Annotated in this window: 9 protein-coding genes; all 9 read left to right on the top strand. The window is 59.2% G+C overall.

The window, feature by feature from the left end; translation table 11 throughout:
- Positions 1-102: 102 nt before the first annotated feature.
- The 9 genes from OZX75_RS03460 (at position 103) to argJ (ending at position 14,187) form a co-directional block, all read left to right on the top strand.
- Positions 103-1,470 carry a dipeptidase gene (locus tag OZX75_RS03460; RefSeq protein WP_277146920.1) on the top strand — a complete coding sequence of 456 codons (1,368 nt, stop codon included), beginning with the start codon at positions 103-105 and terminating at the stop codon, positions 1,468-1,470.
- Positions 1,471-2,263: 793 nt separating this feature from the next.
- Entirely contained in the window at positions 2,264-2,902 is a 639-nt protein-coding gene (locus OZX75_RS03455) for an ECF transporter S component (RefSeq protein ID WP_277146918.1), read from the top strand.
- Positions 2,903-2,961: 59 nt separating this feature from the next.
- Positions 2,962-5,535: an ATP-binding cassette domain-containing protein gene (locus OZX75_RS03450; RefSeq protein ID WP_277147375.1), complete on the top strand. Its 2,574-nt coding sequence runs from the start codon at positions 2,962-2,964 to the stop codon at positions 5,533-5,535.
- A 107-nt stretch (positions 5,536-5,642) separates the two neighbouring features.
- A complete protein-coding gene (locus OZX75_RS03445) occupies positions 5,643-6,872 on the top strand; it encodes a TrmH family RNA methyltransferase (protein ID WP_277146916.1) in 1,230 nt (409 codons plus the stop codon).
- Between the two features lie 162 nt (positions 6,873-7,034).
- Entirely contained in the window at positions 7,035-8,102 is a 1,068-nt protein-coding gene (gene pheS / locus OZX75_RS03440) for a phenylalanine--tRNA ligase subunit alpha (protein ID WP_277146914.1), read from the top strand.
- Positions 8,103-8,109: 7 nt separating this feature from the next.
- Complete coding sequence (gene pheT, locus OZX75_RS03435) at positions 8,110-10,713, top strand: phenylalanine--tRNA ligase subunit beta (RefSeq protein ID WP_277146912.1); 2,604 nt, start codon at positions 8,110-8,112, stop codon at positions 10,711-10,713.
- A 102-nt stretch (positions 10,714-10,815) separates the two neighbouring features.
- Positions 10,816-11,616, top strand: a complete 801-nt coding sequence (locus OZX75_RS03430; protein WP_277146910.1) for a hypothetical protein — start codon at positions 10,816-10,818, stop codon at positions 11,614-11,616.
- 265 nt (positions 11,617-11,881) lie between these two features.
- The gene (gene argC, locus OZX75_RS03425; RefSeq protein WP_277146908.1) at positions 11,882-13,009 is read left to right on the top strand and encodes an N-acetyl-gamma-glutamyl-phosphate reductase; all 1,128 of its coding nucleotides are present in this window, start codon (positions 11,882-11,884) and stop codon (positions 13,007-13,009) included.
- Entirely contained in the window at positions 13,006-14,187 is a 1,182-nt protein-coding gene (argJ, locus tag OZX75_RS03420; RefSeq protein WP_277146906.1) for a bifunctional glutamate N-acetyltransferase/amino-acid acetyltransferase ArgJ, read from the top strand. Before argC ends, argJ begins: the two co-directional genes overlap by 4 nt.
- Positions 14,188-14,193 lie beyond the last annotated feature (6 nt).

The following is a 14,193-nucleotide window of genomic DNA, read 5'->3' as shown; positions in this document are numbered from 1 at the left end:
AGGCAAAGAGCGGAGAATAAAGGTATTTTCAGTGATTTTCTCGCGTTTTCCCGGGTCTGTGTGATTATCGAGGTAACGAACAAATTTGACAAGGAGCATCACATGTCTGCATTGAGCAAGGAAGAACTGCGTTCGCGGGTTGATGACGATTTTGAGCGTGTAGTCGATCTGTTGAGCAGGAAGGTCGCGTTGAAATCCGTTTCGGCGCAGGGCATCACTGGGGAACACATGCGGCGTTCGGCGCAATTTGTGGCCGACGAGCTGAAAGCGCGTGGGGTGGACGCCAAAGTAGTGCAGTCCAAGAATCCCGACGGCACCCCAGGTGCTTTCGAGGTGGTCGGTTCCAAGATCGTCGACCCCAAGGCTCCGACCATATTGCTGTATGCGCACCATGACGTCCAACCGGTCCCGGACGCTTCGGCATGGGACACCGACCCGTTCAAGGCGACCGAAATCGACGGACGCCTTTACGGACGCGGCGCGACCGACGACGGCGGTGGCATCGCCATCCATTCCGGCGCGCTGCACGCGTTGGGCGATGATCTCAAGGTCAATATCAAGGTCTTCATCGAAGGCGAGGAGGAGATGGGCTCCGAGAGCTTCATCCCCTTCATCGAATCCCACCGCGACGCGTTCGATTCGGATGTCATCATCGTGGCCGACTCCGGCAACTGGAGCGCCGAAATCCCGAGTCTCACCACGAGCCTTCGAGGCAACACCGACCTGGACGTCACCGTGAAGGCACTGGAGCATCCGGTGCATTCCGGACAGTTCGGCGGTCCGATCCTCGACACGAATACCTTGTCGGCCATGCTCATTGCCTCGATGTATGCCGAGGACGGATCACTGAACATTCCCGGACTCACCGGCGGAGACCCAGTAGGAGGGTTGCAGCGCGACCTCGACGAGGCCGGCTTCCGAGCCGATTCCTCGGTGGTCTCCTCCTATCGCCTCGCAGGCTCCGGTTCGTTGGCCTCGAGACTGTGGACCAAGCCCAGTATCTCGGTTATCGGATTCGATGCGCACCCGGTCGAGGGCTCGTTCAACGTCATCGCCAACGAGACCCGTTTCCGCCTTTCCATCCGCACCGCGCCTGACCAGCGTCCCGAGGACGCGGCCAAGGCTGTCACGGATTTCCTGACCGGCCATGCCCCGTTTGGCGCCGAAGTTTCCGTCTCCACTCTTGATACCGGAATGGGCTGGAGCATGGATCCCGACGCCGAGGCCACCCAGGATGCGCTGAAATCGATGCGCGAGGCGTTCGGCGTCGAGCCGATCAACAAGGGTGAGGGCGGTTCGATTCCGTTCATCCCCGAACTGCAGCGCATCTTCCCCGACGCCCAGGTTCTGGTCACCGGCCCCGAAGACCCCAAGGGCAACGCCCACAGCCCCAACGAGTCCGTCGATCTGACGAGCCTCAAAAACAACGTCCTCACCGAGGCCCTGATCCTAGACAAGCTCGGCAAGTAGCTGCTAGCTCGCTCGCTTCATTACAACGGTTAGTCGTGGCGGAGCGGGATATACAATGTTCGGGACGCTCCGGGCTGAGCCGTTAAGAACGAAGCCCTGTGGGCTCCGTTTAGGCGAAGTGAGCGCGTGACTCGCGCGAAGGCAAAATCTCTGATTTTGCTCAGGCCGTGTCTTACGCCCGAACATCGCATATCCCGCTCCGCCACTAATGATTGAGGCAGCTGACTGGCTACAACCTTGAAAGTGATAAGGGATCAGGGTCGGTGTCACTGAAAGCGAATAGCTGCCGCGTGCACAAGGTTTCTTGATGTATTCGGGCACAATAACGCGGCCGATGTCATAGGGCCCCTAATTCATGCGGCAGCAATCCGCTGGTGAGCCACCTCCCGCAACCCCTGTCAGTCAGTTTCCTCTGTGCACAAGTGTGTGGGCGGGATATGCCATGCTGAGGAGTAAAGCTTGGCCTATGCAAAATCGTAGATTTTGCCTTCGCGCGAGTCACGCGCTCACTTCGCCTAAACGGAGCCCACCGGGCTTCGTTTCTAACGGCTCAGCCAGTAAGGGTTCCGAAGCATGGTATATCCCGCCCACACACGACTACCCGTTGGCAGTTGACAGGGGATTGCTCTAGGATGGCGAATTGACACGGGGGCTGGCCTGCAGGCTGGCTGAGATGAGGATTTCCTCGACCGAATGAACGTGAGTCCGGACAATGCCGGCGCACGGACGTCTCTCTTTCCCGTGCCTTGTATGCACACCGACAGGCGGTGTGCACCACAGAAAGGCACAAATTATGTCAACATCATCATCACCTACACCGTCGTTCGACAATGTGGTTACTCCGTCTTACAGCCTCAAATGGCGTGTCGTCGATATCGTCGTAGCGGCGGCGATCGGCGTCGCCAGCTCGTTGATCTATTGGCTCGCGGCCGTGCTCACCGCGGCTCCGTGGTCGCTGATCGACGCCATCATCCCCGGCCTTGCAGGCATCCTCAACGGCCTGTGGCTCTTCGCCGGCCCGCTGGCCTCCATCATCGTACGCAAGCCCGGTGCCGCGGTGTTCGCCGAACTCGTGGCGGCCATCCTCGAAGCGTTGCTCGGCAACCAATGGGGCGGCGTCGAAACCGTGCTCATCGCCCTCATTCAGGGTGTGCTCGCCGAGCTGGTGTTCGCCGCGTTCCGTTATCGCAAATGGAACATCGGCGTGACCATGCTTTCCGGTGCGCTTTCCGGCGTGGGTTGCTGGGCGTATAGCTTCGTCAAGAAACTCATCGCCATGAAGTCCACCGCCGCCTACGGCCCGGTCTATTTCGCCACCACCGTGGTCTCCGGCGTCGTCATCGCCGGCGCGTTGATGTGGCTGCTGTATCTGGCACTTGCCAAGACGGGTGCACTTGATAAATTCGCTTCCGGGCATACGAGGAAGGCGTAGTCTGTATAGACGTTGAACTTTTTATCGGTAATGGCGATGCAGGGAGTCGGATGCAGACGATGATATCCACGGATTGCAAACCGTGCACGGTGAAAGCCGGACAGGTCGGCGACAGCGTGCCGCAGTCCATACGCTTCGAACATTGGGGATATCGTCACGCATCCCGCGCCGAGTTCACCATTACCGATTTGAACCTTGACATCAAGGCCGGCCAACGCGTGCTGTTGCTGGGCGCTTCCGGCATCGGCAAGTCGACCTTGCTTGAGGCGACAGCCGGTCTGATCGGTGGCGTAGGTGTCAGCGACGGAACCCAATCTCAGCCGAATGAGAACCATACGGCTCAGAACCATACGGCCTATGAGGACGAAGACGGGGGCGTGAGCGCCGGACGTATCCTGATCGGTGGCACCCCCGTCACCCAGGCAAGGGGCAAGGTCGGGCTCGTGTTGCAGGATCCGGATGCCCAAGCCGTCTTCGAACGGTTGGGCGATAACGTCGCTTTCGGCCCGGAGAACATGGCCATGGCCCCGGAGCTGATCTGGCCATGCGTTCGCCGCGCGTTGGATGCGGTCGGCCTTGGCGGACTGCAGTTGCATCGCATGGTCACGCACCTGAGCGGCGGACAGCTGCAGAGGTTGGCGCTCGCGGGTGCGCTCGCCATGAATCCCGGTGTGTTGCTGCTCGACGAGCCCACGGCGAATCTTGACCCGGAAGGCGTTTGCCAGATTGTGGGTGCAGTCAAAAATGTACTTGACAGCAACCATTCCACGATGGTGCTGGTCGAGCACCGGGTCGACGAATGGGTCGATCTGATCGACCGTGTGGTGTTGCTCGGCAAAAGCGGTGGTACCACGGCTGCCAAGGTTGAGGCGGATGGAACTCCGGACGAGGTTTTTGGCGATAAATCCATCGATTTCGACGAACTTGGCATTTGGATTCCCCGAAAATACCGTCAACGTGAATTAGGGAGTCGTTTCCATTCGGGAATCAGTACATCGCACAATGGCCGCAATACCAAGAAAATCCCTGTTCTTTCCACCAGACATCTGGCTATCGGACGAGCGGGCAAGGCCATAGCCGAAAACATCAATCTCGATTTCAGCAGCTGCGAAGTGACGGCATTGGTCGGACGTAACGGGGCGGGCAAATCGACGCTTTCGCTTTCGCTGGCGGGGCTGCTTGAGCCGGTTTCCGGCGAGGTGGTGGCCCGAGGGCCTTTGGCACAAGGTGTCAAGACAACCGCGCCGATAGCTTGGAAATCCTCCCAGCTGGCCAGCCGAATATCATACGTGTTCCAGAATCCGGAACACCAGTTCGCCCGCGGTACGGTGCTCGAAGAAGTGATGCTCGGCCCGATTCAGGCCGGCACATCTGAGCAAGAGGCCAAAACCGCCGCGATCGAGCTACTCAAACACTTCAGGCTGGACCGGTATGCCGAGGTCAATCCCTATACGCTTTCCGGCGGGGAAAAACGGCGCTTGACCGTCGCGTCGGCTTTGGCATCGGCCCCACGAGTGCTGATCCTCGACGAACCCACTTTCGGCCAGGATCGCACCACATGGCTTGAAATGGTCGATCTTATCGCACAATTGCGTGACCAAGGCATCTGCATCATCGTTGTCACTCATGATCGTGACCTCGTGCGTGCTTTGGATGCCCGGGTTATCGAGTTCCGAGCCGATGGCAGCGACGGGCGGGATGATGGTGTAAGCCTCGAATCCGTTGTCGGTGATGGTGGCGAAGATTCCAGTAGCCAAAGCAGGCGATCTGCCAGCAAGATTGCGGAAACGTCGGAAGGCAGGCAACAAAGCAAGCCTGAAACCGTCGAAGTCAGCGCCATCAACGACCGACAGGAACCGGAGCATCAGTCCAGCGCTTCGCCGTTCCTGGCCACCCTCAACCCTTCGTTCCGTTTCATCGGCGGTCTGCTGGTGGCCCTGCCGATGTTGCTGAGCCTCGATTGGGTGTCCGCCGGTGTGGCTCTGGCCGTGGAATTCCTGTTGCTGGCCATCCTGGGCATATCGCCTTGGCGCGTGGTCAAGTCCACGTGGCCCGTGTTCATCGGAGCTCCCGGATCGGCTCTTGCCGTGGTGCTCTACGGCAAGGAGGGTGGTACCCTCTGGTGGCACTGGGGATTGATGACCATTACGGATCGTTCGTTGATGCTTGCGCTGGCGACGGCATTGCGTGTGCTGGCCATCGGCGTGCCCGCCATCATCGCCGTCATCGGCATCGATGCCACCGATCTGGCCGATTCCTTCAGCCAGATTCTCCACCTTCCCGACCGCTTTGTCTACGGTGGCCTTGCCGGCATGCGCCTGTTCTCGGTGCTGCGCGACGATTGGGCGGCGCTCACCGCCTCACGCCGTTCGCGTGGGCTGGGTGATGAAAACAAGTTCAAGGCCTTCTTCCCGCAGACATTCGCGCTTCTGGTGCTTTCCATCCGTCGTTCCACCATGCTGGCCACGGCGATGGAGGCGCGCGGTTTCGGCTCCGACCTGCCAAGGACACACGCCAGGGTGAGCCGCGTCCACCCCCGTGATTGGGCATTTTTGGCGGTCTGCCTGTTGATTCCCGTCGTCTCCTTGGTTGTTTCGGGCCTCTGCGGCACCTTTGCCTTCTTTGGCGGCTGAGCAATATCGTATAAGATCTCGACTGGATCATGGAATCCTTCTTGTCAATTCCGGATTTGGCCGTGATCTATGCAAGGAATGGTGTCGACGTCGCGTAGAGTAGAGCTATGCCTTTTAATCAGCACATCATTGACAATCCCAAGGCCGAACGCGTGCGGCGCGTTACGGAACTTGAAAAGACCAAAGGGCGAAAGAAGTCCGGGAAGTTCCTTATCGAGGGGCCGCAATCGGTGCGCGAAATCGTGCGTTGGATGCCGGACGTGGTGGAGGACTGCTATGTGCAGATGGACGAGCGGCAGTCTGGGTTGGTCTCGTCGGTGGTCGAAGACATCGCGCGCGAAGCCGATGAACAGGGGCTGTATCTCCATCAGGTGACTGGCGATGTGATGCATCGGATGAGCACGGACGCGCAGGGTATCGTCGCCGTCGGCGATCTTGACGTCATTCGCAAACGAATGGCTGAGGGTTTTGCGGGTGGTGAAGCCGGTGATTTGACGAACGCCGAAGTGGTCCACAACGTCGCCACCCGGCGCACCGAGGTACGAAACAGCGTCAGTGATAATGACGAAACCGGCAAAGGTACTGTCAACGGGAATGCGGAAACGGCTGCACAAAGAGATACGCATTCCGATGTCACAAGCGGTCGGAATCAGGATTCGCTCGGTGATAGCGTGGCCGCGTCACATGACATTGAGCACGCTGGAAATATGGATTCGCTTGGCGACACGGTGGCCGCGTTCTGGCAGATCCGTGATCCGGGTAACGCGGGGACGGTGATTCGCTCGGCCGATGCCGCCGGATGCCGTGCGGTGATTTTCGTGGACGATTGTGTTGATCGCTTCAATCCCAAGGTCATCCGCTCCACGGCCGGATCGTTGTTCCACCTGCCGGTGGTCACGATGAGCACCGAAGAGTTCTTTGCGTGGGCTCAGAGCCAAGGCAGCGAGGTGATGGCCGCGGATGTCTATGGCACTAAAAAGGTCAAGCCGGAATCATTGATTGACGTGATGGCCGGGCTCGGGCAGCGTTGCAACGGTGACCTCAATGGTGGTGGAGGTCGTGCTGCGGAGGCAACATTGGTTTCAGATGGTGACCAAGACAACGACGTACGCAACGATTCGGGCGAGAATAATGCTTCCAACCAAACCGGTCAAGGCTCACACACGATCCTCTTCGGTAACGAAGCCCGCGGTCTGCCGGCCGACGTGCTTCAACGCGTGCAGCGTATCGTCTCGATTCCGCTATACGGCAAGGCCGAATCGCTTAATCTCGCGACCAGTACGTCGGTGATGCTCTTCACGTTGGCGATGGCGCGAGACGCTGCGAAACGTCAGTAGGAAAGGTTTCTTTATCGTGTGACGGGAGACACAATCGCAGTGTGCTCTATGTCGAGTCATATTGAAACAATGAAAAGGCTGTAAATGCTTGGGATTCATGACTTTTGCGTATGTATCCTCAGGCGTTTCAAGGTTTGCAGAAAATTGAAGGAAAGGGTACTCGTGGCACAGAGTGCGTCATTCGATGCAGAAGCGGTGACCGATGCGGTCGCCGAGGGCATCTCGAAAATCAAGGGTGCCTCCACCATGGAGGAGCTCAAAGCCATCAGAACGGAATATGCCGGGCCAGAATCGGCGATGATGCTGGCGAACCGGTCGATCGGCTCCCTGCCGAAGGAAGAAAAGAAGGGTGCCGGCCAGTTGATGGGCAAGCTGCGCAGCGAGTTCGAGCGCACGTTCGGCATCAAGACCGCGCAGGTCAAGGCCGCCGAGGAGACCCGTCAGCTCGCCGCCGAAACCGTCGATATGACCCTTCCGATCAACCGCAAGCCGTTGGGCGCCCGTCATCCGCTGCCCAAGCTGATGGAGGACGTCGAGGACCTCTTCATCTCCATGGGCTGGCAGATCTCCGCCGGTCCCGAGGTGGAGACCGAATGGTACGACTTCGACGCGCTGAACTTCGGCCCCGACCATCCTGCCCGACAGATGCAGGACACCTTCTACGTCAAGGGCAACCAGGCCAAGGACGCCGCAGGATTCGTAGGCTCCAACATGGTGCTGCGCACGCAGACCTCCTCCGATCAGGTGCGCGCGCTGCTCACACGCGGTGTGCCGCTCTACATCGCCTCTCCCGGTCGCGTGTTCCGCACCGATGAGCTCGACGCCACGCACACCCCAGTTTTCCACCAGTGCGAGGCGCTGGCCGTCGACAAGGGCCTGACGATGGGCGACTTGAAGGGCGTGCTCGACAAGCTCGCCGTCGCGATGTTCGGCCCGGAGGCCAAGAGCCGCCTGCGCCCGAGCTACTTCCCGTTCACCGAGCCCAGCGCCGAGCTGGACCTCTGGTTCCCCGACAAGAAGGGCGGCCCCGGCTGGATCGAATGGGGCGGCTGCGGCATGGTCAACCCGAATGTGTTGCGTTCCGCAGGCCTCGACCCCAACGTCTACACCGGCTTCGCGTTCGGCGTGGGCATGGAGCGCACGCTGCTGCTGCGCCACGATATCAACGACATGCACGACCTCGTGGAAGGCGACGTGCGTTTCAGCAAACAGTTTGTGATGGGGGAGTGAACCAACAATGCCAATGGTAGATATTGACTGGCTCAAGGAGCATGTCGAGGTTCCGGCCGGTCTGACGTATGAGCAGCTCGCCAAGGATCTGGTTCATGTCGGTCTCGAGGAAGAGGAGATTCATTCCTCGAACGTCACCGGGCCGATCGTGGTCGGCTACGTGATCGATGCCACGCCGGAGCCGCAGAAGAACGGCAAGACCATCAACTGGTGCCACGTCGATGTCGGAGACAAGTACAACGACACCGACGAGAACGGCAACAAGGTGCCGCGCGGTATCGTCTGCGGCGCGCCGAACATGGCCGCCGGCGAGAAGGTCGTCGTCACGCTTCCGGGTGCCGTGCTTCCCGGCGACTTCAAGATCGAACCGCGCAAGACCTACGGCCACATCTCCAACGGCATGTGCGCCTCGGAGCGTGAGTTGGGGCTCGGCAGCGACCACAGCGGCATCATCCTTCTGAACGACTACGGCTTCAGCAAGGACGAAGCCGAAGCGTTGAAGCCCGGTGACGATCTGATGCACGTGCTGCACCTGGACCAGCCGGTGCTCGAGATCAACATCACCCCGGATCGCGGCTACACGCTGTCCTACCGTGGCGTGGCCCGTGAATACCATCATTCCACCGGCGCGGCTTATACCGACCCGGCCATCGAACTCAATGAGAAGGCGCCCAAGGGTGTCGAGGCCAGCAAGGCCGATATTGAGGTCGAGATCGAAGACAACAACCCGATTCACGGCGTGCCCGGCTGTGACCGTTACTATGCGCGCACGGTGCGCGGCTTCGACCCGGCGAGCCCGACGCCGAACTGGATGCGTCGTCGCCTGATTCGCGCCGGCATGCGTTCCATTTCGCTGGCCGTCGACGTCACCAATTACGTGATGATGGATCTGGGCCAGCCGATGCACGCCTACGACCTCGACAAGATCAGCGGCCCGATCGTCGTCCGCCGCGCGAAGGCGGGGGAGACCCTGACCACGCTCGACGGAAAGAAGCACGATTTGAGCGTTGAGGATCTGCTGATCACCGATTCGCCCGAAGGCAAGCGCAGCTCGAGAATCCTCGGACTGGCCGGCGTGATGGGTGGCCTTTACGGCGAAGTCACCGCTGAGACCAAGAACATCCTTCTGGAATCCGCGCACTTCGACCAGGTGACCATCGCCCGTTCCGCACGTCGTCACAAGACCCCGTCGGAGGCTTCCAAGCGCTACGAGCGCGGTGTGGACTATGCGTTGCAACCCGCCGCTGCCGAGATGGCCGCCGAGCTGATGGCCAAGTACGGCAAGGGCACGCCCAGTGACACCCCGATCGACGTCGACCGCACGCAACCGCGCGAAGCCATCGATTTCAAGTTCACCGAAACCAAGCGCCTCACCGGACTCGACACCTCGGATAAGCGCATCCGTGAGATTCTCGAGGACATTGGCTGCACGGTCAGCGCGGGCTCGGCCGAAGGCCATATTTCCGTAGTGCCTCCGACCTGGAGGCCGGATCTGACCATGCCGTGCGACTTGGTCGAGGAGATTGCACGTCTTGTCGGTTACGACGAAATTCCCGTCACCATGCCTCCGGCTCCGGTCGAGGGTGCCGTAGGGCTGACCCCCGACCAGCAGCGTCAACGCGACGTGGCCAACGAACTGGCCGAATACGGTTTGGTGGAGACGCTGAGCTATCCGTTCGTCGGTGACGCCGACTTCAAGGCGTTCGGCTACGACGTTGACGAAATCAAGCCGGTGAGCGTCGAGGTCGCCAACCCGCTGGCCGGCGACCGTCCGTACCTGCGTCGCGATGTGCTGCCGACGCTGGCCCAGACCGTCCAGCGCAACATCCGCCGCGGTCTCGAAGACATCGCGCTTTACGAAATCGGCCACGTCTATCTCTGGGACCCGAACGCCCCCGCCATTCCGGCTCTGCCCGGCGGCCAGCGCCCGACCGATGAGCAGCTGAAGGCGCTTGATGCCGGCCTGCCCGTTCAGCCGTTGCACGTCGCCGCGATTCTGACCGGCAAGGCCGTGGAAACCGGCTGGCTCGGCGAACACCGCGATGTCGACTACAGCGACGCGGTGGAAGCGATGAACCGCGTGGCCAACCGTCTCGGAGCCAAGGTCACCTTGGTCCAGCCCGAACCGCAGGACGTACCGATGCAGTGGCATCCGGGCCGTGCGGCCAAAGTGATGGCAGGCGATACGTTTGTCGGCATGGTCGGCGAACTGCACCCGCACGTCAACGCGGCCCTCGGCTTCCCGGAGCATTCCGCGGCCTTCGAGCTCAACCTCACCGCGCTTTTCGCCACGTTGAGCGGCAAACCGGTGCAGGCCAAGCCGATCTCCACTTTCCCGCCCGTCAAGCAGGATCTCGCCTTCACCGTCCCCGACACGGTCACCGCCGCGCAATTGCGGCAGGCCATCGTCGAGGCAGCCGGCGACAACCTCGAGTCCATCGAGCTCTTCGACGTGTTCGCTGGCGACCAGCTGGGCGAGCATCAGAAGTCGCTCGCCTACGCCGTCACTTTCCGCTCTCCGGATAAGACACTCAAGAGCGAGGACACGGAGGCCATCCGCAAGGCTATTGTCGATAAGGCAGCAACCATCGGCGCGCAACTGCGTGCCTGAAGCTCAGTCCTAAGACATCTTGGAAAATGCAGCGATACGGAGTCTGCGCGCCGATGAGGTTCGCAGGCTCCGCGATTATCTACTTGATTTTGGAGTGGCACGATGAATGAATCTCAGAATCCGTTCGATGCGAACAGCGAGGGCAGCGCCGGTCCGTCGACCAATGCCGCTCCCTCCGGTCGCCAGGCTCAACCGCAATACGGTCAGATGAAAGTTCCGGAATACGGTGCGATGGCCAGCCAGTTCCCTGCGCAATACAACCCGTACGTCTATGGCATGCCTGAAGAGAAACCGAAAAACCAAAACGGGCAGATGAATCCTCCTGACGGCCCCTTCAACCGTCAAGCAGGAGCGGGATACGGCAATGGTTTCGGAATCTATCAGGGCAATCCCGGCAATCAGAGCAATGCGCCTTATGACAGGTCCGGCCAGATGCCCGGGAACTACCCCAACAATCCGAATAATCTATACGGGCAGCCATACAGCAACGGCCAACCTTACAGCAACGCCCCGGTTCAGCCCGGCGGTCCCGGAACCCCTGGATACCAGCCTGACATGCACAATGGCGTCGATATGAACGATCCGGTCCAAAACCCTTATCTGGGGCACTGGGATCCGCTCGCGATTGTCTCGATCATTCTGTTGTTCATGCCAATTACGTTCCTGCCGGCCATCACCGGCGCGATTTCCATGTGGCGCACGAAGAAATACCATATGAAAGGCTTCTGGGTGGCCACAGTGTGCATGGTGCTCGGTGTCATCGCGACGATTTTCGAAATTTGGCTGTTTTCCAAAGGTCTCAATCTCAACGATTTCTCCCAACAGATGCTGAATCAGTATGGTTCCGGTTCGGGAGGTTCAGGTTCCGGAGGCTCCGGCAGCGGCGGTTCGGTCAGCGCTTAGATCCAGCCTCCAGTGTGCTGACAGCGTTAACAATATGCATTATCAGAAAGTCCTTGTCCATGCAAATGGGCGGGGACTTTCTGATATTCACAGTGATGAGCTTGCTCTGTTTCTTCTGGTTACAAGGTTGTATGGGTATCCGTCAGACTGTCGTTGTCAGGACGTAATGGATTGTTTCCTTTAGTGTCCACTATTTGGATGTATAACTATACATAGTAGTGAATATATGTATTCTTGACATCATCATTCAAGAAAGGTGATGCGCATGAGCACATACACAGTGGCCGTGGCTGGCGCCAGCGGATATGCCGGAGGAGAGATGTTGCGTATTCTTGCGGCACATCCGGCGTTCGAGGTGACCACGGTGACCGGCGACTCTTCGGCCGGAGACAAATTGGGGCAGCATATGCCGCATATCCCGTCGCTGAAGGATATGGTCATCGAGCCCACGACTCCGCAGAGGCTCAATGGTCATGACGTCATCGTGCTTGCTCTGCCGCATGGGGTATCGGGAGCATTGTCCGAAAAGTTGGATGCAAACCGTGTGATGGTTGATCTGGGTGCTGACCACAGGCTTGAATCCGGTGAGGCATGGGGCCGGTATTATGGCGGTGATTTTCATCAGCCTTGGATCTACGGAATGCCGGAACTCATCGTAGGCAAGGAGACCAGCGGCGGATATCAACGGCAACGCGAGGAATTACACGGTGCATCCTTGATCGCCGGACCCGGCTGCAACGTCACTGCGGTCACTCTGGCCTTCCAACCCGCTCTTGCTGCAGGTCTCATCGAAGCAGACGACATCGTGGCCGATCTCGCTGTCGGATATTCCGGGGCCGGCAAAAATCTCAAGCGAGCGAATCTGCTGGCGGCGGAGGCAATCGGGTCGGCGACGCCGTATTCGGTTGGTGGCGTTCACCGTCATATTCCCGAGATCGTACAGAACCTGCGACATGCGGCGGTCGCCTGTTCCGGTGGCACTCATTCAAATCCGACTTCCGTGAAAGCGCCTTTGGGAGATATCAACGTCGGTTTCACGCCGATACTGGTACCGATGTCCCGTGGCATTCTTGCGGTCGTTTCGGCCAAACTGAGTAGCAAGGGTGAGGCGATGGACGACGAAAACATTCGAGAGGCTTTCGCTGATGCCTATCAAGGCCAGAAGTTCATTGAGTTGCTCGACAGCGGTGACATGCCGGCTACGGCGAATGTGCTGGGGTCCAACGAGGCACAAGTCCAGGTCGCCGTCGATCGGAACGCGAAACGTCTATATGGATTTGCCGCCATTGATAATCTCAACCGCGGCACAGCAGGGCAGGCGGTGCAATCCCTGAACATTGCGCTTGGACTTCCCGAAGATCAAGGATTGACAACGATTGGAGTGGCGCCATGAGCGTGACATTTGCAGAAGGCTTTTCAGCCGCCGGCGTCAATGCCGCAATCTCATCCAACACATCGAAAAGTGACTTGGCGCTGGTCGTTAACGAGGGGCCGCTTGACGCTGCTGCCGGAGTATTTACTTCAAACCGTTTCTGTGCCGCTCCGGTGCAATGGTCGCGCGAAGCCGTCGCCGATGGACACATCAAAGCTGTTGTCCTCAATTCCGGCGGAGCCAATGCCTGCACCGGTGAGCCGGGACTGAAGCAGAGCGAAGCCACTGCTGTACACGCTGCAGAGGTTCTCGGCATTGGGGATTGCCTTGAAGCCAGCGATATAGCGGTGTGTTCGACGGGTCTGATCGGCGAATTACTGCCATTGGATAACGTGCTTTCCGGTATTGACAAGGCATGCGAAGCCTTAAGCGATGATGTGGATGCCGGAATGGAAGCGGCCACAGCCATCATGACCACAGATACCAAGCCCAAAACCGTGAAGTTGGAAGGGAGCGGATATCGGATCGGCGGTATGGTCAAAGGCTCAGGGATGATAGCCCCGCAGTTGGCCACGATGCTCTGTGTCATCACCACCGATGCGGTGGTCGATGCGGCTCAATTGAAGACAGTTTTGGCCGCAGCCACAGAGCAATCGTTCGATCGCATCGATGTTGACGGATGCATGTCTACCAATGATACGGTGTTGCTGCTGGCATCCGGAGCTTCTGGTGTCACGCCGAAACCTCAGGAATTCTCAGCGTTGGTCCATCAGGCCTGCGCCAGTCTCGCCCGTCAGATCATCGGTGACGGGGAGGGTTCCAGTCATGACATCAAGGTGAGTGTTAGCGGGGCCGAAACCGAGGGCGCGGCGCTGGCCTGCGCCCGTGCGGTCGCCGGTTCCAATCTCCTTAAATGTGCAATCTCTGGCAACGACCCGAACTGGGGGCGTATCGTCAGTTCTCTGGGTACGGTTCCGGTGGATGTTGCCGCTTATGATGCGCGGGAAGTCACCGTGGATATCAACGGAGTACGGGTTTGCGAACACGGCGGAGCCGGCGCTGACCGTTCTGAAGTGAAGATGGATGACAGAGAAGTGAATATCGACATCGATCTTAACCAAGGCCGGCAGACCGCAACCGTTTGGACCGATGACCTCACCGGCGAATATGTGCACATCAATGCCGATTATGAATCCTGAGATTTT

Source organism: Bifidobacterium sp. ESL0800, assembly GCF_029395355.1.
GTDB lineage: Bacteria > Actinomycetota > Actinomycetes > Actinomycetales > Bifidobacteriaceae > Bifidobacterium.
The sequence above is the reverse complement of the archived record's forward strand: the minus strand, read 5'-3'. Positions and strand labels throughout refer to the sequence as shown.

Coding starts and splice junctions, on each gene's coding strand:
- pheT (WP_277146912.1), top strand. CDS start 8,110: ATGCCAATGGTAGATATTGACTGGCTCAAGGAGCATGTCGAGGTTCCG.
- argJ (WP_277146906.1), top strand. CDS start 13,006: ATGAGCGTGACATTTGCAGAAGGCTTTTCAGCCGCCGGCGTCAATGCC.
- OZX75_RS03430 (WP_277146910.1), top strand. CDS start 10,816: ATGAATGAATCTCAGAATCCGTTCGATGCGAACAGCGAGGGCAGCGCC.
- argC (WP_277146908.1), top strand. CDS start 11,882: ATGAGCACATACACAGTGGCCGTGGCTGGCGCCAGCGGATATGCCGGA.
- OZX75_RS03460 (WP_277146920.1), top strand. CDS start 103: ATGTCTGCATTGAGCAAGGAAGAACTGCGTTCGCGGGTTGATGACGAT.
- OZX75_RS03445 (WP_277146916.1), top strand. CDS start 5,643: ATGCCTTTTAATCAGCACATCATTGACAATCCCAAGGCCGAACGCGTG.
- OZX75_RS03455 (WP_277146918.1), top strand. CDS start 2,264: ATGTCAACATCATCATCACCTACACCGTCGTTCGACAATGTGGTTACT.
- OZX75_RS03450 (WP_277147375.1), top strand. CDS start 2,962: ATGATATCCACGGATTGCAAACCGTGCACGGTGAAAGCCGGACAGGTC.